This is a genomic window from Citrobacter sp. Cpo221 (genome assembly GCF_030332345.1).
GTDB classification, from domain to species: domain Bacteria; phylum Pseudomonadota; class Gammaproteobacteria; order Enterobacterales; family Enterobacteriaceae; genus Citrobacter; species Citrobacter portucalensis.
The window spans coordinates 43954-67183 of the sequence record NZ_JAOWIA010000029.1; the positions used below are offsets into that span (position 1 = coordinate 43954).

At 50.5% G+C, this 23230-nt stretch carries 23 protein-coding genes and 1 pseudogene; 18 read left to right on the forward strand and 6 right to left on the reverse strand.

What is annotated here, in order from left to right:
- From tauB to tauD, 3 genes are read left to right on the forward strand one after another with little or no spacing between them, the layout of a single operon-like run.
- Positions 1–768 (forward strand): taurine ABC transporter ATP-binding subunit, encoded by a 768-nt coding sequence (tauB, locus tag OGY72_RS01405; protein WP_003830938.1) that lies wholly within the window; start codon positions 1–3, stop codon positions 766–768.
- On the forward strand, positions 765–1595 hold the full coding sequence (gene tauC / locus OGY72_RS01410; protein ID WP_286546332.1) for a taurine ABC transporter permease TauC: 831 nt from the start codon (positions 765–767) through the stop codon (positions 1593–1595). Before tauB ends, tauC begins: the two co-directional genes overlap by 4 nt.
- The gene (gene tauD, locus OGY72_RS01415; protein WP_126319078.1) at positions 1592–2443 is read left to right on the forward strand and encodes a taurine dioxygenase; all 852 of its coding nucleotides are present in this window, start codon (positions 1592–1594) and stop codon (positions 2441–2443) included. The genes tauC and tauD overlap by 4 nt, the downstream gene beginning before the upstream one ends.
- Positions 2444–2520: 77 nt before the next feature.
- Here tauD and hemB read toward each other — a convergent pair whose 3' ends face one another.
- Complete coding sequence (hemB, locus tag OGY72_RS01420; protein ID WP_126319076.1) at positions 2521–3495, reverse strand: porphobilinogen synthase; 975 nt, start codon at positions 3493–3495, stop codon at positions 2521–2523.
- A gap of 500 nt (positions 3496–3995) precedes the next feature.
- Here hemB and OGY72_RS01425 point away from each other — a divergent pair, with 500 nt between their 5' ends.
- Complete coding sequence (locus OGY72_RS01425) at positions 3996–6896, forward strand: autotransporter outer membrane beta-barrel domain-containing protein (RefSeq protein ID WP_286546341.1); 2901 nt, start codon at positions 3996–3998, stop codon at positions 6894–6896.
- Between the two features lie 89 nt (positions 6897–6985).
- Positions 6986–7609, forward strand: a complete 624-nt coding sequence (iprA, locus tag OGY72_RS01430) for a hydrogen peroxide resistance inhibitor IprA (protein WP_003830944.1) — start codon at positions 6986–6988, stop codon at positions 7607–7609.
- A gap of 1 nt (position 7610) precedes the next feature.
- Here the strand turns inward: iprA and ampH are convergent, their stop codons facing one another.
- Positions 7611–8768 (reverse strand): D-alanyl-D-alanine-carboxypeptidase/endopeptidase AmpH, encoded by a 1158-nt coding sequence (gene ampH, locus OGY72_RS01435; RefSeq protein WP_003830945.1) that lies wholly within the window; start codon positions 8766–8768, stop codon positions 7611–7613.
- Positions 8769–9152: 384 nt separating this feature from the next.
- On the opposite strand from ampH, the gene sbmA reads away from it, so the two are divergent.
- Both sbmA and OGY72_RS01445 read left to right on the forward strand, forming a co-directional pair.
- A complete protein-coding gene (gene sbmA, locus OGY72_RS01440; RefSeq protein WP_003021430.1) occupies positions 9153–10373 on the forward strand; it encodes a peptide antibiotic transporter SbmA in 1221 nt (406 codons plus the stop codon).
- Between the two features lie 15 nt (positions 10374–10388).
- Complete coding sequence (locus OGY72_RS01445; protein ID WP_286546346.1) at positions 10389–11492, forward strand: DUF1615 domain-containing protein; 1104 nt, start codon at positions 10389–10391, stop codon at positions 11490–11492.
- On the opposite strand, the gene OGY72_RS01450 is transcribed toward OGY72_RS01445, so the two are convergent.
- The gene (locus OGY72_RS01450) at positions 11477–11800 is read right to left on the reverse strand and encodes a DUF2755 family protein (RefSeq protein ID WP_286546348.1); all 324 of its coding nucleotides are present in this window, start codon (positions 11798–11800) and stop codon (positions 11477–11479) included. The two genes, OGY72_RS01445 and OGY72_RS01450, sit on opposite strands and share 16 nt — an antisense overlap.
- A gap of 264 nt (positions 11801–12064) precedes the next feature.
- Between OGY72_RS01450 and OGY72_RS01455 the strand changes: the two genes are divergently transcribed.
- Positions 12065–12283 carry a DUF2754 domain-containing protein gene (locus OGY72_RS01455; protein ID WP_003830949.1) on the forward strand — a complete coding sequence of 73 codons (219 nt, stop codon included), beginning with the start codon at positions 12065–12067 and terminating at the stop codon, positions 12281–12283.
- Between the two features lie 23 nt (positions 12284–12306).
- Here OGY72_RS01455 and ddlA read toward each other — a convergent pair whose 3' ends face one another.
- Positions 12307–13401 carry a D-alanine--D-alanine ligase gene (ddlA, locus tag OGY72_RS01460; protein ID WP_286546350.1) on the reverse strand — a complete coding sequence of 365 codons (1095 nt, stop codon included), beginning with the start codon at positions 13399–13401 and terminating at the stop codon, positions 12307–12309.
- Between the two features lie 301 nt (positions 13402–13702).
- Here ddlA and OGY72_RS01465 point away from each other — a divergent pair.
- The 5 genes and pseudogenes from OGY72_RS01465 (at position 13703) to adrA (ending at position 18525) form a co-directional block, all read left to right on the forward strand.
- Positions 13703–14889: pseudogene (locus tag OGY72_RS01465) on the forward strand (multidrug efflux MFS transporter).
- Positions 14890–15137: 248 nt separating this feature from the next.
- On the forward strand, positions 15138–15380 hold the full coding sequence (locus OGY72_RS01470; protein WP_003830953.1) for a sigma-S stabilization anti-adapter protein IraP: 243 nt from the start codon (positions 15138–15140) through the stop codon (positions 15378–15380).
- A 104-nt stretch (positions 15381–15484) separates the two neighbouring features.
- Positions 15485–16900, forward strand: coding sequence for an alkaline phosphatase (gene phoA / locus OGY72_RS01475; protein ID WP_003830955.1), 1416 nt, complete (start codon positions 15485–15487; stop codon positions 16898–16900).
- Positions 16901–16997: 97 nt separating this feature from the next.
- Positions 16998–17318 (forward strand): phosphate starvation-inducible protein PsiF, encoded by a 321-nt coding sequence (psiF, locus tag OGY72_RS01480; RefSeq protein WP_003830956.1) that lies wholly within the window; start codon positions 16998–17000, stop codon positions 17316–17318.
- A gap of 91 nt (positions 17319–17409) precedes the next feature.
- Positions 17410–18525 carry a diguanylate cyclase AdrA gene (gene adrA, locus OGY72_RS01485; RefSeq protein WP_126319065.1) on the forward strand — a complete coding sequence of 372 codons (1116 nt, stop codon included), beginning with the start codon at positions 17410–17412 and terminating at the stop codon, positions 18523–18525.
- A 17-nt stretch (positions 18526–18542) separates the two neighbouring features.
- On the opposite strand, the gene proC is transcribed toward adrA, so the two are convergent.
- Complete coding sequence (gene proC / locus OGY72_RS01490) at positions 18543–19352, reverse strand: pyrroline-5-carboxylate reductase (protein WP_003021462.1); 810 nt, start codon at positions 19350–19352, stop codon at positions 18543–18545.
- Between the two features lie 189 nt (positions 19353–19541).
- On the opposite strand from proC, the gene OGY72_RS01495 reads away from it, so the two are divergent.
- The 5 genes from OGY72_RS01495 to ppnP all read left to right on the forward strand — a co-directional run bounded on the left by OGY72_RS01495 (position 19542) and on the right by ppnP (position 22227).
- The gene (locus OGY72_RS01495; RefSeq protein ID WP_275397230.1) at positions 19542–19997 is read left to right on the forward strand and encodes a YaiI/YqxD family protein; all 456 of its coding nucleotides are present in this window, start codon (positions 19542–19544) and stop codon (positions 19995–19997) included.
- Positions 19998–20183: 186 nt separating this feature from the next.
- Positions 20184–20729, forward strand: a complete 546-nt coding sequence (aroL, locus tag OGY72_RS01500) for a shikimate kinase AroL (RefSeq protein ID WP_003830960.1) — start codon at positions 20184–20186, stop codon at positions 20727–20729.
- Between the two features lie 26 nt (positions 20730–20755).
- Positions 20756–20947 carry a protein YaiA gene (yaiA, locus tag OGY72_RS01505; RefSeq protein WP_003021472.1) on the forward strand — a complete coding sequence of 64 codons (192 nt, stop codon included), beginning with the start codon at positions 20756–20758 and terminating at the stop codon, positions 20945–20947.
- 246 nt (positions 20948–21193) lie between these two features.
- A complete protein-coding gene (locus OGY72_RS01510; RefSeq protein WP_003830963.1) occupies positions 21194–21871 on the forward strand; it encodes an AroM family protein in 678 nt (225 codons plus the stop codon).
- Between the two features lie 71 nt (positions 21872–21942).
- Positions 21943–22227: a pyrimidine/purine nucleoside phosphorylase gene (ppnP, locus tag OGY72_RS01515; RefSeq protein ID WP_003021477.1), complete on the forward strand. Its 285-nt coding sequence runs from the start codon at positions 21943–21945 to the stop codon at positions 22225–22227.
- Positions 22228–22277: 50 nt separating this feature from the next.
- Here the strand turns inward: ppnP and rdgC are convergent, their stop codons facing one another.
- Positions 22278–23189, reverse strand: coding sequence for a recombination-associated protein RdgC (gene rdgC / locus OGY72_RS01520; RefSeq protein WP_003021479.1), 912 nt, complete (start codon positions 23187–23189; stop codon positions 22278–22280).
- Between the last annotated feature and the right edge of the window lie 41 nt (positions 23190–23230).

The following is a 23230-nucleotide window of genomic DNA, read 5'->3' on the forward strand; positions in this document are numbered from 1 at the left end:
ATGCTGCAAATCTCTCATCTTGCCGCCAGCTACGGTGGAAAACCGGCGCTGGAGGATATCAACCTGACGCTCGATAGTGGTGAACTGCTGGTGGTACTCGGGCCTTCCGGTTGCGGGAAAACCACGCTGTTAAATCTGATTGCCGGGTTTGTGCCGTATCAGCATGGCAGCATCACGCTGGCGGGTAACAGTGTTGACGGTCCGGGGGCAGATCGCGGGGTCGTTTTCCAGAATGAAGGTCTGCTGCCCTGGCGTAACGTGCAGGACAACGTGGCTTTTGGTCTGCAACTGGCGGGCGTGGACAAGCAGCTGCGCCAGCGTATTGCCCTGGATATGTTGCAGAAAGTCGGGCTGGAGGGCGCGGGAAAACGCTTTATCTGGCAGCTTTCCGGTGGACAACGTCAGCGTGTCGGCATTGCGCGGGCGCTGGCGGCCAATCCGCAGCTGTTGCTGCTGGATGAACCTTTTGGCGCGCTCGACGCCTTTACTCGCGAGCAGATGCAAACCCTGCTGCTGAAGCTGTGGCATGAGACCGGCAAACAGGTGCTGCTGATTACCCACGATATTGAAGAAGCAGTATTTATGGCGACAGAACTGGTATTGCTGTCCCCAGGCCCTGGCCGGGTACTGGAACGTCTGCCGCTCAATTTCGCCCGTCGCTTTGTGGCCGGAGAGTCGAGCCGCAGCATTAAGTCCGATCCGCAGTTTATCGCCATGCGCGAGTACGTGTTAGGTCGTGTCTTTGAACAACGGGAGGCATTCTCATGAGCGTGGTGATTAATGATAAACCCCGTCGCCAGCGGGTGCTGAACTGGCATTGGCCGTTTTCGCGACAGATTACCTTAAGCCTCGGTACGCTGGCCGTCATTCTGGCGGTGTGGTGGACGGTGGCGGCGCTGCAGTTAATCAGTCCGTTGTTTTTACCGCCACCGGGACAGGTTTTACAAAAGCTGCTCGTCATTGCTGGGCCGCAAGGGTTTATGGATGCAACGCTGTGGCAGCATCTGGCGGCGAGTCTGACGCGTATTGTTATCGCGCTGCTGGCGGCGGTGCTGCTGGGCGTTCCGGTTGGGATCGCGATGGGGCTGAGTCCTACGATGCGCGGCATTCTCGATCCGATCATTGAACTGTATCGTCCGGTTCCTCCCCTGGCCTATTTACCGCTGATGGTCATTTGGTTTGGCATCGGTGAAACCTCCAAGATCCTGCTGATCTATCTGGCGATTTTCGCCCCTGTGGCGATGTCGGCGCTGGCGGGGGTGAAAAGTGCGCAGCAGGTGAGAGTGCGCGCCGCGCAGTCGCTGGGGGCCAGCCGTGCGCAGGTGCTGTGGTTTGTTATTTTGCCGGGGGCATTACCGGAGATCCTCACCGGGTTACGCATTGGGCTTGGCGTGGGTTGGTCGACGCTGGTGGCAGCTGAACTGATCGCGGCCACGCGAGGGTTAGGATTTATGGTGCAGTCAGCCGGTGAGTTTCTGGCAACGGATGTGGTGCTGGCAGGGATCGCGGTCATTGCCGTTATCGCATTTATTTTAGAACTGGGTCTGCGCGCGATTCAGCGTCGCCTGACGCCCTGGCATGGAGAAGTACAATGAGTGAACGTTTGAGCATTACCCCGCTGGGGCCGTATATTGGCGCACAAATCACTGGTGCGGATTTAACGCGTCCGCTGAGCGATAATCAGTTTGAACAGCTTTATCACGCGGTACTGCGTCACCAGGTGGTGTTTCTGCGTGAGCAGGTGATTACGCCGCAACAGCAGCGGGCGCTGGCGCTGCGTTTCGGCGATCTGCATATTCATCCGGTCTATCCACATTCCGAAGGGGTAGAGGAAATTATCGTGCTGGATACCCATAACGATAATCCGCCGGATAACGACAACTGGCACACCGATGTCACCTTTATCGACACGCCGCCTGCCGGGGCGATTCTGGCAGCCAAAGAGCTGCCATCAACCGGAGGAGACACCCTGTGGACCAGTGGGATTGCCGCTTATGAAGCGCTCTCTGAGCCGTTTCGTCAGTTGCTGAGTGGCCTGCGGGCAGAGCATGATTTCCGTAAATCGTTCCAGGAATATAAATACCGCAAGACCCCAGAGGAGCACCTGCGCTGGCTGGATGCCGTCGCTAAACATCCACCGTTGTTGCATCCGGTGGTGCGCACGCACCCGGTAAGCGGTAAACAGGCGCTGTTCGTGAATGAAGGATTTACCACGCGAATTGTTGATGTCACGGAAAAAGAGAGCGAGGCGTTACTGAGCTTTTTATTCGCGCATATCACCAAACCGGAGTTTCAGGTGCGCTGGCATTGGCAGCCCAATGATGTGGCGATTTGGGATAATCGCGTGACACAGCATTATGCGAATGCGGATTATCTGCCGCAGCGTCGTATTATGCACCGGGCGACAATTTTGGGAGACAAGCCGTTTTATCGGGCGGGATGATTGCCGGCGGCGATTGACTTATCGGGCCGGAATCTGTTGGCCCGATAAGGCGAAGTCACCATTCGGCAACAAAGTGGTTAGCGCAGGATTTTTTTCTCAGCCAGATCCAGTGCGAAGTAGCTGAAGATCAGATCCGCGCCAGCGCGTTTGATCGAGCCTAAGCTTTCCAGAACCACTTTATCTTCATCTATTGCACCTGCCATCGCCGCAAATTTGATCATCGCGTATTCACCGCTGACCTGATAAGCGCCAATCGGCAGTTCGGTGCGCTCGCGGATATCACGTAGAATATCGAGATACGCGCCTGCCGGTTTCACCATCAGGCAGTCTGCTCCCTGGGCTTCATCCAGCAGCGATTCACGGATCGCTTCCCGACGGTTCATCGGGTTCATTTGATAGGTTTTACGATCGCCTTTCAGCGCGGTGCCTGCGGCTTCACGGAACGGGCCGTAGAAAGAAGAGGCAAATTTGGTGGAGTAGGACATGATCGCGGTATCGGTGAAGCCCGCGGCGTCCAGCGCCTGGCGAATAGCCTGTACCTGGCCGTCCATTGCGGCGGAAGGGGCGATGAAATCTGCGCCCGCTGCGGCGGCAACGACTGCCTGTTTGCCGAGGTTAGCCAGGGTTAAATCGTTATCAACGCCGTGCTCGCATAACACGCCGCAGTGACCGTGCGAGGTGTATTCACAGAAGCAGGTGTCGGACATGACTATCATTTCCGGTACGGTCTGCTTACAGATACGCGACATGCGCGCCACCAGACCGTCTTCTTTCCAGGCATCGCTGCCGGTCTCATCGGTGTGATGAGAAATGCCGAAGGTCATGACCGAGCGGATGCCTGCATTAGCAATGCGTTCAATTTCGCGCGCCAGGTGCTTCTCCGGAATGCGCATCACGCCGGGCATGGCGTCAATAGCTTTGTAATCGTCGAGTTCTTCTTCAACAAAGATCGGCAACACCAGGTCATTTAAGCTGAGTGTTGTCTCTTCAAACATAGCGCGCAGCGCAGGTGATTTGCGCAGGCGGCGAGGGCGTTGGATTAGGTCTGTCATGGTATGCCTGATGTTTGTGGAATCGAAGGCCGTAGTATACCCGAACCTGAGGGCGAGGGGTTTACGAAAGTTGGCGTTATGCCGAGGTTATGGTGATGTTACCAATGCTTGGTATTATGTATTATCTCTATTTTTGCAATTATGACTATTTTAAATAGTGATTAGTTTTATGGTGAATTTAGTTTAATTTAATTTTTAATTAAGTAGCGGGATTTAACGGTATTTATTTGCTGACGTTTGATTTTTAAGTTAATCATAAATTTAATATATTGTTTTGCCAGTGTCTTTGCATGTAACTGTCTAAAATAGAAATGATTTTTACGTTTGTTTGCTGTTTCGAATAATTTGCATATCTATTGTCCGTAATCGGACTTAAGCCAAAGAATAATTGAACCTTTCCTTTGTGAAACCGCATAATCCTTCCCGCGAAACATAAAATGTTTTCTTTGCATTGATAATTGATGGATCAACTATATTACGTCCCTGAGGAGGGATGACAAATGCACACTTGGAAAAAGAAGCTTGTAGTATCACAATTAGCATTAGCCTGCACTTTGGCAATCACTTCTCAGGCGAATGCTTCAACTTACGATACCTGGACCTATATTGATAATCCGACTACTGCTCTTAACTGGGATAGTATGGATGCAGCTGGTACTGTAGATGGTAACTATGTAAATTATAGTGGCTTTGTCTATTACAACAACACCGATGGCGATTTCGATCAATCTTTTAACGGTGACACTGTTAACGGTACGATTTCTACTTACTATCTGAATCATGATTATGCTGACGGTGCTGCTAATCAGCTGAATATCAGTAATTCCATCATTCATGGCTCAATCACTTCCATGCTGCCAGGCGGTTATTATGATCGTTTTGATACAGATGGTAATGGCTTGGGGGGATACAGTTTCTATAATGATACCGTTGTAGACGGTAACTGGTATGATGGTGATGTTTTTACCCTGAACATTGCTAACTCCACCATTGATGATGACTATGAGGCTCTGTATTTCACAGACTCCTATTTATCTGGTGATGTTACTAAATACACCAATGAAACATTCGATGTCAGTGAAGGTGTTGCGGTTAATCTTGATGTAGAAAGCAATATCAACATTTCCAACAACTCTCGTGTTGCCGGTATCGCCCTGTCTCAAGGGAACACTTACAACAACACCTACACGACAGAATCCCATACCTGGGATAACAACATCAATGTTTATGATTCTACTGTAACTTCTGGTTCAAATTACATTCTGGAATCGAACTCCGCGTTCTTTGGTAATTCTGGTGAGCCAAGTGACTATACTGGTCCAGGTGATGTAGCATTGTCTTTCACTGACGGTTCTTCCGACTATGCAATGAAGAACAATGTGTATTTCAGTAATTCAACCCTGATGGGTGATGTCGCATTTACCAGCACCTGGAATGCTAATTTTGATACCATTGGCCATGATTCCAATGGTGATGGTGTGCCGGATACCAACCTTGGTTGGGCTGATGACAGCCTGAACGTCGATGAACTGAATCTGACTCTGGATAATGGTAGTAAGTGGGTTGGCCAGGCTACTATCGATGCTCAAGCCATCGCTCCAGCAAACATGTTTGATGTTGCTACCAACAGCCTGACTCCTGGTGGTGTAATAGAAGCCAATGGTTGGGGACGTGTCGTTGACAATAAAGTATTCCAGAGTGGTGTGTTTAATGTAGTGTTAAACAACGGTTCAGAATGGAATACGACAGGGGATTCTCTGATTGATACCCTGACCGTTAACAATGGTTCTCAGGTTAATGTAACTGATTCCTCTTTAGTATCCGATACAATTGGTTTGACCAATGGTTCTTCAATGAATATCGGTGAAGATGGGACTGTTGCAACTGATCATCTGACCATTGACAGTTACAGTACTGTAGCACTGACTGATGATGTAACTCGCAATTATGATTCGTCTCTGTATGCTAACACCATCACTGTCACTAACGGCGGTGTGTTGGATGTAAATGTTGATCAGTTTGATACTGAAGTTTTCAACACTGATAAACTGGAACTGACCAGCGGCAATTATGCTGATAATAGCAACCACGTGGTTTCCGGTGTATTCAACATTCACAGCAGCGATTATGTTCTGAATGCCGATCTTGTGAACGACCGTACCTGGGATACCACTCAGGCTAACTACGGTTACGGTACTATCGCAATGAACTCCGATGGTCACCTGACTATCAATGGTAACGGCGATATCAACAACGGCGACGAACTGGATAACAGCTCTGTTGACAACGTTGTTGCAGCAACCGGTAACTACAAGGTTCGTGTTGATAACGCGACTGGTGCTGGTTCTGTTGCTGATTACAAAGGCAAAGAGCTGATCTACGTTAATGACGCGAATACCACCGCGACCTTCTCTGCAGCCAACAAAGCTGACCTGGGTGCTTACACCTATCAGGCACAGCAGCAGGGTAACACCGTTGTTCTGCAGCAGATGGAACTGACAGACTACGCGAACATGGCGCTGAGCATTCCGTCTGCTAACACCAATATCTGGAACCTGGAACAAGATACCGTTGGTACTCGTCTGACTAACGCGCGTCATGGTCTGGTTGATAACGGTGGTGCATGGGTTAGCTACTTCGGTGGTAGCTTCGATGCAGATAATGGCACCATTAACTACGATCAGGATGTTAACGGCATCATGGTCGGTGTTGATTCCAAAATTGATGGTAACAACGCTAAGTGGATTGTCGGTGCTGCAGCAGGCTTCGCGAAAGGTGATATGAGCGACCGTACCGGTCAGGTGGATCAGGATAGCCAGACTGCCTACATCTACTCTTCTGCTCACTTTGCCAACAACATCTTTGTTGACGGTAACTTAAGCTACTCTCACTTCAACAACGATTTGACTGCTAACATGAGCAACGGTCAGTATGTTGATGGTAGCACCTCATCTGACGCCTGGGGCTTTGGCCTGAAACTGGGTTATGACCTGAAGCTGGGTGATGCAGGTTACGTAACGCCATACGGCAGCGTATCCGGTCTGTTCCAGTCTGGTGATGATTATAAGCTGAGCAACGACATGAAAGTTGACGGTCAGTCTTATGACAGCATGCGCTATGAACTCGGTGTAGATGCAGGTTATACCTTCGCCTACAGCGACGACCAGGCGCTGACCCCGTACTTCAAACTGGCCTACGTTTACGATGACTCTAACAACGATTCTGACGTAAACGGCGACTCTATCGACAACGGTGTAGAAGGTTCTGCGGTACGTGTTGGACTGGGTACTCAGTTCAGCTTTACCAAAAACTTCAGCGCATACACCGATGCTAACTACCTCGGTGGTGGCGATGTTGATCAAGACTGGTCTGCAAATGTTGGTGTTAAATATACCTGGTAAGACATCTCTTGTTGTTAAAGAAAAGATAATCTAACTCAGAAAAATGCCCGTCACGGATTTGACGGGCATTTATTGCAAGGAATGCCCAAATGTTGTCTGCAAATAAACCGCTTGTGGAATTTGGTAAGCTTGATAAATGTTTGTCAAAATATGGCAAACACTTTGAGTGTGATAACGATAAAGAAATAATTTATTCCAGTGATATAAACAGTGACGATACCTTTATCATTTTAAATGGTGTAATTTCCCTGAGGCGAGGGGAGAATGTGCTGGTCGGTATTGCGCAGGCACCGTTTATTATGGGGCTTTCAGATGGTGTGATAAAAACAGATATACAATACAGATTAATCACAGAAAGCGATTGTACGGGATACCATCTACCTGCCTCGCAAACAATTAATATAATTGAAGAGTGCCAGCTTTGGCGTGAAGCTTTTTGTTGGTTGGCATGGCAAAACTCCATGCTTGAATTACGCGATCTGCAGTTGATCGGCAACAACTCCTACGATCAGATCCGCGCGACATTGATCTCTATGACGAAATGGGATGAAGCCCTTCGTTCACGCATTGGCGTTATGAACTATATTCACCAACGCACACGAATTTCACGCTCGGTTGTCGCTGAGGTTCTCGCGGCATTGCGCAAAGGCGGTTACATTGAAATGAATAAAGGCAAACTGGTGTGCATTAACCGTTTGCCTTTTGAGTATTGAATCAGGATGCAGGAATGACCTGTGGCTTGTACCCGCTCAATTCTGCAACCAGTTCGTTGATACCGTCGCTCATATTGGTAAAACGGGTCAGCGGAGAGCGCGTCACTACGACAAATGCCCCAACGTTTTGCTGTGGGATCATCGCCATATAGGTAATGAAGCCACCGCCGCCACCGGTTTTTTGAATAATTCCCGGTCTGCCATTCTTCGGCGCCATGTAGACCCAGCCCAAACCAAGCGCATCGGCTCTGCCTGGAACGTCCATTCCCACCACTTTAGTTAACTGCGTACGCTGGTAAATCAGCGTCTGCATCCGGTCGGCCTGCTGGCTACGATGATAAAAGTCAGAAGAGAGATACTGCTGCATCCAGCGCATCATATCGCCAGGCGTTGAATAAACGCCGCCGCTACCCATCGCTGCCAGAGTATTGTTACAAGGGCTGGCACCTTTTTCCGCGACCATCAGGCGTCGGCACTGATCGGGGGATGGCGTAAAGGTGGTGTCTTTCATCCCCAACGGACGGGTGATTTTTTCTTCAAACAGCTGCGGATAAGGCTTACCTGACGCGGTACCCAGCGCATCGGCCAGCAGATCAAACGCCAGGTTGGAATAAGAAGCCTGCGATCCTGGCGCGGCTTTAAGCGTAGCCGTTGAGAGATAGCTCCAGCGCTGCTCGCGGGTTGGCCAGACAAACACCGGCCGTTTGGCTGCCCCGCCTGGCTGTTCGCGCGGTAGTGCGCTGGTATGTGTCGCCAGATTCACCAGCGTAATTGGTGTTCCTTGATAAGTGGGTACGCGTGCACCAGGTGGTGCATATTTACTCAATGGATCGTTGAGTTTGACCGTGCCTTGATCGAGTAATTTCACCAGCATTTCGCTGGTCATTAATTTGGTAATTGAGGCAATGCGGATTACGGAATCCAGTTGCGGGTGAACATTATTGCCGGGGCGTGTTTCACCAAAACTGCGAAATACACGCTGATTACCATCAATCACCACGAGCGCCATCCCCGTAGCACCACTGCCGTAAAATATATGGTCGGCATAACGATCAACGATATCAGAGGCGAAGACCGGATCGGTTATAGGCTGTGCCGCCTGGACAGATGTCAATGACGCCGCACACAGCGCGGCAGAAAAAAGCAGACTACGTTTCAACGGTGGTGTCCATGAGTTAGAGAAAGTGAAAAAGGATGTCGTGCGTATGCGTATTTATACTACTCATCGGCGTATTGCAAAGCGCTTATCAACCAATGATAGTGGGAAAAACGTAACGATGAGTAAACACAGGAGTTTCCTGGATTGCGGATGTTCGCTTTTGTGATCTCACGCTGTGATAATCTGCACATACTGGAACGTTGTCGAGTGTGAAAACCACAGAAACAATTCTTCATAACCGAGGTGCGAACTAAGTGCCTCGGTTTTGGTCACAATTGTCGGTTTCAGCTTGTGTTTTTGGGCGTAAGCCGTCTGGCCTCCGCACTCTACGGTGGCAAATGCACAGCAGTCGTCATAACGATAAGAAGTTAGCAGGAGAGCACTATGTTTAAGTCTTTTTTCCCAAAGCCGGGGCCGTTCTTTATTTCGGCATTTATTTGGGCACTCGTCGCCGTTGTATTCTGGCAAGCAGGTGGGGGAGCCTGGGTTGCACATATTACCGGCGCGTCGGGAGACGTACCTATTAGCGCAGCGCGTTTCTGGTCGTTGGATTACCTGATTTTTTATGCGTACTACATTCTTTGTGTCGGGGTGTTCGCGCTGTTCTGGTTTCTCTACAGCCCACACCGCTGGCAGTACTGGTCTATTCTGGGCACATCGCTGATTATTTTTGTGACCTGGTTTCTGGTTGAAGTTGGCGTCGCCGTCAACGCCTGGTATGCGCCATTTTATGACCTGATTCAAACTGCGCTCAGCGCACCACACAAGGTGAAGATTGAGCAGTTCTATCATGAAGTGGGCATTTTTCTCGGTATTGCGCTGATAGCCGTAGTCATTGGCGTGATGAACAACTTCTTCGTCAGCCACTATGTGTTCCGCTGGCGTACCGCGATGAACGAACACTATATGGCGCACTGGCAGCATTTGCGTCACATCGAAGGCGCAGCGCAGCGTGTGCAGGAAGACACCATGCGTTTTGCTTCTACGCTGGAAGATATGGGCGTCAGCTTTATCAACGCGATTATGACGCTGATTGCCTTCCTGCCTGTACTGGTTACGCTCTCTGCCCATGTTCCTGACCTGCCGATTGTTGGACATGTGCCTTATGGCCTGGTGATTGCCGCGATAGTCTGGTCGCTGATGGGAACCGGCTTACTGGCGGTCGTTGGGATTAAACTTCCTGGGCTGGAGTTTAAAAACCAGCGCGTGGAAGCGGCCTATCGTAAAGAACTGGTCTATGGCGAAGATGATGGCAATCGTGCGACGCCACCGACGGTGCGTGAGCTGTTCCACGCGGTACGGCAAAACTACTTCCGTCTCTATTTTCACTATATGTACTTCAATATCGCCCGTATTCTTTACCTGCAGGTTGATAACGTTTTCGGCTTGTTCCTGCTGTTTCCGTCGATTGTTGCCGGTACGATTACGCTCGGCCTGATGACGCAAATCACTAACGTGTTTGGCCAGGTACGCGGCTCGTTCCAGTATCTGATTAACTCCTGGACAACGTTAGTGGAACTGATGTCTATTTATAAGCGTCTGCGCAGCTTTGAACGAGAGCTTGATGGTCAGGATATTCAGGAAGTTACCCATACGCTGAGTTAATAATAAGGAGATGTTATGTCGACGGTTTCCCGTCTTTACCCCTTGTCTGGTCTGGCAGCACTGGTGCTGGTGGGATGTAGTAGCCAACCCGCGCAGCCGCTAAAAAAGGGGGAGAAAGCCGTCGATGTGGCGAGCGTGGTGCGCCAGAAAATGCCCGCCAGCGTGAAAGACCGGGACGCGTGGGCGCAGGATTTGGCAAAGACCTTTGAAAGCCAGAAGCTGGCACCGACGGTTGAAAACATCTGTTCGGTGCTGGCGGTAGCGCAGCAGGAGTCAAACTTCCAGGCCGATCCGGCTGTTCCTGGTTTAAGCAAAATAGCCTGGAAAGAGATTGATCGTCGCGCAGAACGCATGCATATCCCGCTGTTTGTCGTGCATACCGCGCTAAAGATTAACTCGCCAACGGGGAAAAGCTACAGCGAGCGTCTGGATACGGTGAAGACGGAAAAACAGCTTAGCGCCATCTTTGATGATTTCATCAACATGGTGCCGATGGGGCAGACATTGTTTGGAGCGCTTAATCCGGTACATACCGGTGGTCCAATGCAGGTCAGTATCGCGTTTGCTGAGCAGCACACCAGCGGGTATCCGTGGAAAATGGCGGGGACGGTACGTCAGGAAGTGTTTAGCCGCCGTGGTGGGCTGTGGTTTGGTACATATCATCTGCTCAATTACCCAGCGAATTACAGTGCGCCAATCTTCCGCTTCGCCGATTTTAATGCCGGATGGTATGCGAGCCGCAATGCAGCTTTCCAGAATGCGGTCAGTAAAGCCAGCGGAGTGAAGCTGGCGATGGATGGGGATCTGATTCTCTATGGCAGCAGTGAGCCGGGCAAAACGGAGCTGGCGGTACGTAAACTGGCCGGGAAGCTAGGGATGAGCGAGAGTGAGATCCGCCGTCAACTGCAAAAAGGTGACAGCCAGGCCTTTGAAGAGACCGCACTGTACGAGAAGGTCTACAAGCTGGCGGAAGCGAAGACCGGGAAAGCGCTTCCTCGAGAAATGCTGCCGGGCATTCAACTGGAAAGCCCGAAGATCACGCGTAATCTGACTACCGCATGGTTTGCTAAACGCGTGGACGATCGTCGGGCGAAGTGTATGAGTCAGTCATCTTTATGATGACGGTGACGCCAGTGCATGATCGCCGCGATGGCACCAAGAATCAGGCTTCCTACCAGGAAGGGGATCAGTCCAAAGAGAGTACCGACGCCTACACCGATTTCGACCCGCGGGCGTCCTGTCTCTTGCATTTGCAGCTGCATCAGTTCTTCATAGATGCCGGGCGCGTGGGCCAACAGATTTAAAATCTGTGCACCCGCCCAGAAGCAAAACAGCACAAATACGGCATACGCAATGTTGCCGGGCAGGGAGGAGGGATCCCGATGCTTGCCCTTAAACAGGGATTTTGAGAGCGTAAAATCAGCCATAAAGACCTCCGGAAATAACCTGCTTTTTTTGACGTAATGCCTGGAACTGAGAGTGAGTCTGACAGGTGATCGGCAATGTCAATATCAGAATGATGGTAATTTCAGGTAGAGATTATTCCTGGATTTCGGTTTTTTGTTGATGGTCACAATTATGTAACCTTAAGTAAAACTGAGTTACATTTAAGAAATTCCGCACAGACCACAGACGCCCTCGGGGAAATGTGCGAGGATGCCTCCCTGTGTTGTATTTTCACCGGAGCTGTTATGAACCTGCCTGTAAAAATCCGCCGAGACTGGCACTACTATGCTTTCGCTATTGGGCTTATCTTTATTCTGAATGGCGTGGTGGGGTTATTAGGTTTTGAAGCGCAGGGATGGCAAACCTATGCGGTGGGGCTGGTGACCTGGGTGATTAGCTTTTGGCTGGCCGGATTAATCATCCGTCGCCGCGTTGAAGATGATGAAGCAAAGGATGCCCAATAGCTCTATCAGGCATCCTGACGGGTTTACATACTGGTTTTCAGCGCGCTATCTGCAGCATGGCGTTCCAGTGCCAGTTCGATCAGGCGAGTGATCAAATCGGTATAGCCTAAACCGCTCGCCTGCCACAGTTTCGGATACATACTGATGTTGGTAAAGCCAGGCAGCGTGTTGATCTCATTGATCACAACGTCGTTTTCAGCAGTTAAGAAGACGTCCACGCGCGCCATGCCGGCACAGCCCAGAGTCTGGTATGCCTGAATGGCGATTTCGCGGATCTTATCGTTAATCTCTGGCGCAATTGCTGCCGGAACGACAACTTTGGCACCGTTATCGTCAATGTATTTAGTGTCGTAAGCGTAAAAATCGCTGTTCAGCACGATCTCACCACAGGTACTGGCCTGCGGATGATCGTTGCCCAGTACCGCACATTCGATCTCGCGGCCTTTGATCCCTTGCTCCACAACGACTTTATGATCGAATTCAAATGCCAGCGCGACGGCCTGATCGTATTGGGCTTCGCTGGTTACTTTACTGACGCCAACGGACGATCCCTGGTTGGCCGGTTTTACAAACAGCGGCAGACCCATGCGGGATTCAACTTCGGCAAAGCTGATGCTGTTGCGATTCGCGCGAGTGAGCGTAATAAATGGCGCGATGTTTAACCCGGCATCACGCAGCAGACGTTTGGTCACGTCTTTATCCATACAGGCAGCAGAACCCAGCACATCAGAACCGACAAACGGCAGGTTCGCCACGCGCAGCATGCCCTGCAGAGAGCCATCTTCACCCAAAGTACCGTGTACGATTGGGAAAATAACATCGACCGTCGGCAGTGGTTGACCGTTTTGTGCATCGATCAACTGGTGCGCTTGTTTGCCGGGTACCTGCGCCAGGCTGGTCTCAGAAGGTCGCAACGCAATATGCGCCGGATCGTCTGAATTGAGCAGATAGTTACTGGCATCGCTGACGTGCCATTGCCCTTGTTTATCAATACCTAACAGCACAACGTCAAAGCGAGTCTTGTCGATGGCATCGACAATATTTTTTGCCGATTGCAATGACACTTCATGTTCCGCTGATTTACCACCAAATACGATTCCTACCCGCAACTTTGCCATCTTAAAAACCCATTCCATGAATGCAAAGCACATACATTACCACGACAAAACGCAGGTTTCCTCGGCTTCTGGCAGATTGTTTTGGCGAATGACAGGGGATTAGAAGGGGACATACACGCAGATCGCGCGGGAAGCACAATCCCCTGTTTGTATTATGGGTTTGATGTGAGCTATATCACAAATATGATGAGCGGGAAGATAAAATCCTAAACTGTGATTTATCGCACCTGTAGACCCTTATTCGGCTCAGTAATTTGTTAAGCTGCTCGCAGTTTTCAGCTACTTATCGTTATGAGTCCTTATGGAATCCTGGAGAGTTAACCTTATTTCCGTTTGGTTCGGGTGCTTTTTTACCGGACTGGCGATTAGCCAAATCTTGCCTTTTTTACCACTCTATATCTCCCAACTGGGCGTGACCTCGCATGAAGCGCTATCAATGTGGTCCGGATTAACGTTCAGCGTCACCTTCCTGATTTCAGCCATTGTTTCTCCGATGTGGGGCAGTCTAGCCGACCGCAAAGGACGCAAGCTGATGCTGCTGCGGGCCTCACTGGGGATGGCCATTGCGATTTTGCTACAGGCATTTGCCACTAACGTCTGGCAGCTTTTTCTGCTGCGCGGGGTGATGGGGTTAACCTCCGGCTATATTCCTAATGCGATGGCGCTGGTTGCGTCACAGGTTCCACGCGAGCGCAGCGGCTGGGCGCTGAGTACGCTGTCGACGGCGGTGTCATTGGTGGACCGTTAATGGGGGGCTTTATCGCCGATCATGTTGGCTTACGGGCGGTATTCTGTATTACCGCTGCCTTGCTGGTGGTGAGTTTTATGGTCACACTGTTCTTGATCAAAGAGGGCGTTCGTCCGACGATTAAAAAAAGCGAACGTCTGAGTGGGAAGGCCGTGTTTGCCTCGCTTTCACATCCGGCGCTGGTGATCAGTCTGTTTTTTACCACCATGGTGATTCAACTGTGTAACGGCTCAATTGGGCCTATTCTGGCGCTGTTTATCAAATCGATGGTCCCAGATAGTTCGAATATTGCCTTTCTCAGCGGGCTGATAGCCTCAGTACCGGGCATTTCTGCTCTGATTTCCGCGCCTCGACTGGGTAAATTAGGCGACCGTATTGGTACTGAGCGGATTTTAATGGCGACGTTAATCTTTGCGGTGGTGCTGTTTTTCGCCATGTCGTGGGTCACCACGCCGTTGCAGTTGGGAGTACTACGTTTTCTGCTTGGATTTGCCGACGGCGCGATGTTGCCGGCGGTGCAGACGCTGCTGGTGAAATACTCCAGCGACCAGATAACCGGGCGCATCTTTGGCTATAACCAGTCATTTATGTATCTCGGCAATGTCGCCGGGCCATTAATGGGGGCGACGGTTTCGGCAATGGCGGGATTCCGTTGGGTGTTCATTGCTACAGCAAGCATTGTGCTTATCAATATCTGGCAACTAGCTATCGCGTTACGACGTCGGCGCGGGGTTCGTTGAGTTCCTGATTAACAACGCTGCCTGTCAGCGTTGTTAATCCATAATTGCGTATTATATATTTGTGTGATTATTAATTTTCTTACCTTTTTATATTGAATCATTCTGCATCCAGACGCATTTACCCTTATTTTGTGTTGTGATTGTTTTCGCAAATCTTTTTATTCCTTATAAAAATACAACTTTCATCCTCTAGGCAGTTGTGAGCCTTAATGATAACGTGGCCCATATTTTGTTAAGGGAATAGGCAAATGAAAAACCTCGTCACTGAGTTGTTACTTAAGCTCGCGCAAAAAGAAGAAGAGTCGCAAGATCTGGCAGCACAGGTCGAAACGTTGGAACGGGTAATCATCGAAATGCTGCGCAATATGGCGTGGAACGATCGGCAAATATTTATTCGTCAAATTGAGGGGGCGCTGGCTGATGTAAACCACATGCCCGCGTTTCTGACGAACATACATAGCGCTTGCGAGGGCGTACAAAAAGCGTTTTGAACCCTCTGTGGCGGGACACCCACAAATTATCATAAAAGTGTCACATCAAATACTTATAGTCGCTTTGTTTTAATTTTACCGTATTTATACATGGAGAATATAAAGTGAAACAAAGCGCACTCGCTATTGCCCTGTTACCTTTGCTGTTTACCCCGGTTATTAATGCAGAAACATCTACTGTAGCGGTTATGGATAATCGTGCCGCTCAAGGTGATATCACCACGCCGGGTGGCGCTCGCCGATTGTCTGCCGATCAAACGGCGGCTCTGCGCGAATCCCTGAACGATAAACCAGCCAAAAATATTATTTTGCTGATTGGCGATGGGATGGGCGATTCCGAAATAACGGCAGCGCGAAATTATGCTGAAGGCGCGGGCGGCTTTTTTAAAGGTATTGATGCTTTACCGCTGACCGGGCAATACACGCATTATGCGTTGGATAAGAAAACAGGGAAACCTGATTATGTGACAGATTCAGCAGCATCCGCGACGGCGTGGACGACCGGCGTTAAAACTTACAATGGTGCTCTGGGCGTTGATATTCGTGAAAAAGATCACGCCACTATTCTGGAAATGGCCAAAGCGGCAGGTCTGGCGACAGGCAACGTTTCCACGGCTGAATTGCAGGATGCCACCCCGGCCGCACTGGTTGCCCATGTCACTTCGCGTAAATGCTATGGCCCGAGCGTGACGGCTGAAAAATGCCCGACGAACGCGCTGGAAAAAGGCGGTAAAGGGTCGATTACCGAACAATTATTGAATGCCCGTGCGGATGTTACGTTAGGCGGCGGAGCAAAAACATTTACTGAAACCGCTACGGCAGGTGAGTGGCAGGGTAAAACGCTGCGAGAACAAGCACAGGCCCGTGGTTACCAGATGGTCAGTGATGCCGCGACGCTGGCGGCGATTACCGAAGCGAATCAGGATAAACCGCTGTTGGGTCTGTTCTCAGACGGTAATATGCCAGTGCGTTGGGAAGGGCCGAAAGCGTCTTATCACGGGAATCTGGATAAGCCGGTAGTGACCTGTACGCCAAATCCAAAACGTAACGACAGCGTGCCAACGCTGGCGCAGATGACGGATAAAGCGATTGAGCTGTTAAGCAAGAATGAGAAAGGTTTCTTCCTGCAAGTAGAAGGCGCGTCAATCGACAAACAAGATCATGCCGCTAACCCGTGTGGTCAAATTGGTGAAACGGTCGATCTGGATGAAGCGGTGCAGCGTGCTCTTGCTTTTGCGAAGAAAGATGGCAACACCCTGGTTGTGGTAACCGCTGACCACGCGCATGCCAGCCAGATCGTCGCACCGGATACCAAAGCACCCGGTTTAACGCAAGCGCTGAACACCAAAGATGGCGCGGTGATGGTCATTAGCTATGGCAACTCTGAAGAAGAGTCCCAGGAGCACACCGGCAGCCAACTGCGTATTGCAGCCTATGGCCCTCATGCGGCGAATGTGGTTGGCCTGACCGATCAAACCGATCTGTTTTACACCATGAAAGCGGCGTTAGGACTGAAATAAGCTGACACTCGACGGCAATACTTTTGCCGTTGGGTGGTATTTTTATCGTTAGCAGCCAAACTTACCTGTGTGTCGTCGTTCAGAAAAGGATGGTGCTATGAAAATTACATTATTAATGACGTTACTCTTTGGCCTTATTTTTTTAACTACAGTCGGTGCTGCCGAGAAGACGTTAACCCCGCAACAACAGCGTATGACCACCTGCAATCAGCAGGCAACGGCGCAGACCTTAAAAGGGGATGCGCGTAAGACCTACATGAGTGATTGCCTGAAAAACAGTAAATCTGCGCCTGAGGAAAAGAGCCTGACGCCGCAGCAGCAGAAAATGCGTGAATGCAACGTCAAGGCGACGGAACAGTCGCTGAAAGGCGATGATCGTAATAAGTTTATGAGCGCTTGCCTGAAAAAATCTGCTTAGCACTTCCGGGTGAGCAGGTAAAATCGCTCACCCGAAATATCATACTTCCGCCACCAGACCCCTTCCTATAATTTGGGAAATTTGTTTCAGAATATTCCCAAATACGATGAATGATGAAAACTTTTATCAAAAGAAGGTCGTCCCGAATGAAGCATTTATATTGCTTCATCAAAATGACCACCAACGTTCCGGTCTGCGATTTGCCCGACGAATCAGGCTGCCGCGAGCGGTGGGACTGGGGGGAATGTTTTTCCCTATCGCGTCGGTATTAGTTTCTCAGCCAATAACCGGAGGCTGGTGGCTTTTGCTGGTGGGATGGGCGTTTGTCTGGCCGCATCTGGCATGGCAATTGGCAAGTAAAGCTATCGATCCACTACATAGCGAATATACCAACTTAAAAGCCGATGCCATCCTCGCCGGGATGTGGATGGGGATTATGGGGATAAACTTGCTGCCATCCACGGCGCTGTTGATGATTATCTGTATCAACCTGATGGGCGCAGGGGGGATGCGTGTCTTCATCGCGGGCGCCGTGTTGATGGTGGTTTCCTGCCTGGTGACGTTACAGTTAACGGATATCCCCGTAGCTTTTAGCAGTACGCAACTGGGCGTGCTGCTGTCGCTGCCGGTGTTAGTGGTTTACCCGTTGCTGTTTGCCTGGGTAAGTTATAAGACGCTTATCAGGCTGGCAGAACATAAACGTCGCTTACAGGTGATGAGTACGCGAGATGGCATGACCGGGGTGTATAACCGACGCCATTGGGAACTGTTGCTGCGAAATGAATTTGATAATTGCCGCCGCCATCAGCGTGACGCCACGCTCCTTATCATCGATATTGACCATTTTAAGAGTATCAATGATACCTGGGGTCATGACGTCGGGGATCAGGCTATTGTGGCACTGACCCGCCAGTTACAGATGACCTTACGTGGTAGCGATGTGATTGGTCGCTTTGGCGGTGACGAGTTTGCGGTAATCATGTGTGGCACGTCAGCGAGCAGCGCGATTGCAGCGATGTCACGTGTTCACGAACGGCTTACCCAACTGCGTTTATCCTGCGCGCCGCAGGTTGACCTGCGCATTAGCGTGGGCGTTGCGCCGCTGACATCTGAAACTGAACACTATCGAGAATGGTTAAAATCAGCAGATATGGCTCTCTACAAAGCAAAGAATTCCGGACGTAACCGCACTGAAGCGGCGGCCTGACGTCCGGCGGTGTTAACTCAGGAGCGGCTGAGTTTTTCCGACTGCTCCATGCACTTAATCATCGCTTCAATCACCGATGAACGGAAACCGCGTTCTTCCAGGACGCGTACCGCCTCAATGGTGGTTCCACCCGGCGAGCACACCATATCCTTTAATTCGCCTGGATGTTTACCCGTTTCCAGCACCATCTTCGCCGAACCCATTACCGCTTGTGCTGCAAATTTATAAGCCTGCGCGCGGGGCATCCCCCCCTGAACGGCGGCATCTGCCATCGCTTCGATAAACATAAATACATAGGCCGGTGCTGAACCGCTGACGCCAACGACCGGATGAATCATTGCCTCCGCAATGACTTCAGCTTCGCCAAAGCAGCGGAAGATATTGAGCACGTCGGCCGTATCTTCCGGCGTGACTAAGGCGTTTGGCGTGACGGAGGTCATTCCGGCGTTCACCAGCGATGGCGTGTTTGGCATCGCGCGAATGATTTTACGGTCATGACCCAGCGCGCGAGCGAGTTGATCGAGGGTGACGCCCGCGGCAATCGAGACGACAAGGGAGTCTTTGTTCAGGCTGGAGGTAATTTCGCTCAGCACCTTAATCATAATGCCTGGCTTTACGGCCCCAAAAACAATATCAGCGATCTGCGCGACTTCTTGTGCAGACTGCGCCGCATTAATGCCGTACTGGTCGTGTAGTGCGGCGACCTTATCCGGGGAAGGGGTATAGACCCAGATTTGTCCGGGGAGAACCTGACCGCTGGCGATCATGCCGCCAAGAATGGCTTTGCCCATATTACCGCAGCCGATAAAACCAATTTTCTTGTCCATCTTGTCACTCCCTATGGATGATATTCATTGTTTTATACCCTAAATACTTCAAGTTACTTGAAGTATTTAGGGTAAATCTGGGAAAGGTAAGCTTAGCGCGGAATGAATATGTGCAGAAGGAGAAACAGCACTTTGCCTGAAAGTAAAAGCACGCGACAATGTGCGACAGCACACCAGTGGGGAGAAGTTATGACAATATGGGTGGATGCCGATGCGTGTCCGAATGTGATTAAAGACATTTTGTACCGCGCTTCTGAGCGCATGCAAATGCCGCTTATTTTGGTAGCCAATCAAAGCCTGCGCGTCCCGCCTTCGCGTTTCATCAGCACATTACGTGTGCCTGCAGGCTTTGATGTGGCTGATAACGAGATTGTGCGTCAGTGTAGCGCCGGTGATTTAGTGATAACGGCAGATATTCCGCTGGCGGCTGAAGTGATTGAAAAAGGCGCGGCGGCGCTTAACCCGCGCGGTGAACGTTATACCGAAGCCACAATCCGCGAGCGTCTGATGATGCGTGATTTTATGGATACGCTACGCGCCAGCGGTATTCAGACCGGGGGGCCGGATAGCCTTTCGCCCCGCGACAGACAGCATTTTGCGGCTGAACTGGATAAGTGGTGGCTGGAAGTTCAGCGTAGAAAATAGAGTGTGTAATTTATTATTTACACTTTATTCATTGTGAATTCTTGTTATAGTAGGGGTTGACTCACCTCGCCATTCCTTCTGTAATTTTTTATTTACAGTTTTGGCGGTGTACTAGTTTGATGATATGATTATATTTTTAACCGCATCAGATCCCGCTTGTTGGCGGCTCTCTGGGGAAATTCTGTGATGACGCAACCTCTTTTTCTTGTTGGCCCCCGGGGGTGTGGTAAGACGACAACCGGTATGGCGCTGGCAAAGGCTATTGATTTCCAGTTCGTTGATACCGATCGCTGGTTGCAATCGCACGTGCAAATGACCGTGGCGGAAATCGTCGAAAGAGAAGGATGGGAAGGGTTTCGTGCCCAGGAAACGACCGCTCTGCAGGCTGTCACAGCTCCTGCCACGGTTGTTGCGACCGGCGGCGGTATCATTCTTACCGAATTTAATCGCCGCTACATGCGCAGCCACGGCGTGGTTATCTATCTAAGCGCACCGGTATCGGTACTGGTTGATCGTCTGGAGGCCACGCCTGAAGAAGGATTACGACCGACTCTAACCGGCAAACCGTTGACCGAAGAGGTTCAGGAAGTGCTCGCCCAGCGCGATGTTTTGTATCGCGAGGCTGCGCACTATATCGTTGATGCCACCAATCCGCCTTCGCAGGTAGTGGAAGACATTCTTGGAATACTGGCGCAGGCAGCGCCACGGTTGCAGGGCGGTGTCTATACTTAATGTTCATCCAGTGAAAAGGAAGAACTATGCCGACACAACCACCTTACCCACGTCAAGCGACCATTGTTACGGTTGAAAAAGGGACGCCAGGCCAGACGGTAACCTGGTATCAACTTCGTGCCGATCACCCTAAACCGAATTCGTTGATCAGTGAGCATCCTTCAGCTCAGGAAGCGATGGATGCTAAAAAACGCTACGAAGACCCCGATAAAACCTGATATGAAGACCGCTCTGGCACGAGTCTTAAAAGTGCCAGTCCGGGCGTGCATCACATTATTTTAAATTTCGCCGTATACAGTAAAAATTGAAAATTAAACAATAACAATCCAGTACTGGAATGATCTGGAATCTTTACACAATACACCGCCGATCTACTGCTACGCTTTTGAGCATTTGTAGCACAGGTCAGCGCCCGGCACTTATCCGGGATTTCACAGCAAAGTAAGAAGACGGTGGAGCAACAAATGAGTACGTCGTTGGCTATCCTCACGATTGGCGTTGTGCCGATGTGTGAGATGTTACCGCTCCTGACGGAATATATTGATGAACAGCACATTACTCACCACAGTCTGCTGGGGCAGATGCAGCGAGAAGATGTGATGGCCGAGTACGGGGCTTCACCCGGTGACGAGCTGTTATTAACACTGCTTAGCGACCACCAACTTGCTCATGTCTCACGTCAGAAAGTGGAACGCTCGCTGCAAAGCATTGTGGAGGTTCTCGATAATCAGGGATTTGATGTGATCCTGCTGATGAGTACCGCCTCAATCACCCGTCTGACCGCCCGCAATAGTATCTTGTTGGAACCCATACGCATTATTCCCCCGTTAGTGGCTTCAATTGTCGAAGGGCATCAGGTTGGGGTCATTGTACCTGTTGCTGAATTGCTCAAAGCCCAGACACAAAAGTGGCAGGTGTTACAAACTCCGCCAGTGTACGCCGTGGCGAATCCAGTAGAAGGTTCCGAACAACAGCTGATTGATGCCGGGAAATATCTCCTTGAGCAAGGTGCTGATGTTCTTATGCTGGACTGCCTGGGGTTTCATCAACGTCATCGTGATTTACTGCAAAAGTCGCTGGATGTCCCGGTTCTGTTGTCCAATGTGTTGATTGCTCGACTGGCTTCGGAATTGCTGGCGTAATTTTGCGTGACAGGTGGAACGTCAGCCCCCTATATTGGTTCCTAACTTAATCACGAGATAGGGCCAGTTGTATGCTTCAAAGTAATGAATACTTTTCCGGCAAAGTAAAATCGATCGGTTTTACCAGCAGCAGTACTGGCCGCGCCAGTGTAGGTGTGATGGCTGAAGGTGAATATACCTTTGGTACTGCGGCGCCTGAAGAGATGACGGTAGTTAGTGGCGCACTGAACGTGCTGCTGCCAGGGGAAACCGAGTGGAAAGTGTATGCCGCAGGAGACGTGTTTAACGTACCGGGCAACAGCGAGTTTCATCTGCAGGTAGCAGAGCCAACATCCTATCTTTGCCGTTACCTGTAAGCGTAAAAATGATGAATGGCGATATTGAGTCGCCATTCGCTAAACACGGCTTAACGTTGCGCTTCGCCGCCTAATCCTTCCACCAGACTTTTAATCAGCGCCGCCAGTTCACCTGTCATCAGGATGAAATCGGCATCAAAACGCTGAGCATAATCTTCGCGGTCGATATCTTCATTCTGATCGCGCAGCTCGTCGCTGAACTTCAGGCGCTTAATGGAGCCGTCGTCACACATAACGAACTGAATGCGCTGCTGCCAGTCGAGGGCCAGCTTGGTGACCAGTTTGCCCGCTTCGATATGCACGGCGATTTCGTCGCAGACCAGATCCTGCTTTTTCGCGCGGATCACACCGCCGTCTTCAAGGATCGCTTTCAGTTCAGCTTCATCCAGCAGTTGGAAGCCCTGCGCCGTGGTGCCGGAGCGAACCCATTCGGTCAGCGTCAGCTCAATAGGGTTTTCCATCGTCAACGGAACGACCGGCAGCGAACCGAGACTCTTACGCAGCAGCGCCAGCGTATCTTCGGCTTTTTTCGCGCTCGCACAATCAACCATGATCAGATCGTTGACGGTATCGATCCACATCATTGTCTGGCTGAAGCGGCTAAAGGCGCGCGGCAGCAATGAGTGCAGAACTTCATCTTTCAGCGAGTCTTTTTCGGTCTTCTTAAGTTTGCGACCTTGCTCAGCTTCCAGTTTGAATATTTTGGCTTCCAGCGCCTGTTTGATAACCGGCGACGGCAGAATTTTTTCTTCTTTGCGGGCGCAGATAATAATTTGGCCATTGGCGGTATGCGTTAATGCATCGCTGTGCGATCCCATCGGCGGAACCCAGCCCATTTTTGCCATATCCTGGCTACCGCAAGGGGTGAACGTCATTGATGCCAGCTGTTTTTCCATCTCTTCGGCTCGCAAAGAAACATCGCGGCTAAGACGGTAAACCATTAAATTTTTGAACCACAGCATGATAATTTCCACGGCCTTGTCGTTAAATCCAGCGGGCATGA

Excerpts from the sequence above, each read along its gene's own strand:
- tauB (WP_003830938.1), top strand. The coding sequence starts at position 1 with ATGCTGCAAATCTCTCATCTTGCCGCCAGCTACGGTGGAAAACCGGCG.
- tauC (WP_286546332.1), top strand. The coding sequence starts at position 765 with ATGAGCGTGGTGATTAATGATAAACCCCGTCGCCAGCGGGTGCTGAAC.
- tauD (WP_126319078.1), top strand. The coding sequence starts at position 1,592 with ATGAGTGAACGTTTGAGCATTACCCCGCTGGGGCCGTATATTGGCGCA.
- hemB (WP_126319076.1), bottom strand. The coding sequence starts at position 3,495 with ATGACAGACCTAATCCAACGCCCTCGCCGCCTGCGCAAATCACCTGCG.
- OGY72_RS01425 (WP_286546341.1), top strand. The coding sequence starts at position 3,996 with ATGCACACTTGGAAAAAGAAGCTTGTAGTATCACAATTAGCATTAGCC.
- iprA (WP_003830944.1), top strand. The coding sequence starts at position 6,986 with ATGTTGTCTGCAAATAAACCGCTTGTGGAATTTGGTAAGCTTGATAAA.
- sbmA (WP_003021430.1), top strand. The coding sequence starts at position 9,153 with ATGTTTAAGTCTTTTTTCCCAAAGCCGGGGCCGTTCTTTATTTCGGCA.
- OGY72_RS01445 (WP_286546346.1), top strand. The coding sequence starts at position 10,389 with ATGTCGACGGTTTCCCGTCTTTACCCCTTGTCTGGTCTGGCAGCACTG.
- OGY72_RS01450 (WP_286546348.1), bottom strand. The coding sequence starts at position 11,800 with ATGGCTGATTTTACGCTCTCAAAATCCCTGTTTAAGGGCAAGCATCGG.
- OGY72_RS01455 (WP_003830949.1), top strand. The coding sequence starts at position 12,065 with ATGAACCTGCCTGTAAAAATCCGCCGAGACTGGCACTACTATGCTTTC.
- ddlA (WP_286546350.1), bottom strand. The coding sequence starts at position 13,401 with ATGGCAAAGTTGCGGGTAGGAATCGTATTTGGTGGTAAATCAGCGGAA.
- OGY72_RS01470 (WP_003830953.1), top strand. The coding sequence starts at position 15,138 with ATGAAAAACCTCGTCACTGAGTTGTTACTTAAGCTCGCGCAAAAAGAA.
- psiF (WP_003830956.1), top strand. The coding sequence starts at position 16,998 with ATGAAAATTACATTATTAATGACGTTACTCTTTGGCCTTATTTTTTTA.
- proC (WP_003021462.1), bottom strand. The coding sequence starts at position 19,352 with ATGGACAAGAAAATTGGTTTTATCGGCTGCGGTAATATGGGCAAAGCC.
- OGY72_RS01495 (WP_275397230.1), top strand. The coding sequence starts at position 19,542 with ATGACAATATGGGTGGATGCCGATGCGTGTCCGAATGTGATTAAAGAC.
- aroL (WP_003830960.1), top strand. The coding sequence starts at position 20,184 with ATGACGCAACCTCTTTTTCTTGTTGGCCCCCGGGGGTGTGGTAAGACG.
- yaiA (WP_003021472.1), top strand. The coding sequence starts at position 20,756 with ATGCCGACACAACCACCTTACCCACGTCAAGCGACCATTGTTACGGTT.
- OGY72_RS01510 (WP_003830963.1), top strand. The coding sequence starts at position 21,194 with ATGAGTACGTCGTTGGCTATCCTCACGATTGGCGTTGTGCCGATGTGT.
- ppnP (WP_003021477.1), top strand. The coding sequence starts at position 21,943 with ATGCTTCAAAGTAATGAATACTTTTCCGGCAAAGTAAAATCGATCGGT.
- rdgC (WP_003021479.1), bottom strand. The coding sequence starts at position 23,189 with ATGCTGTGGTTCAAAAATTTAATGGTTTACCGTCTTAGCCGCGATGTT.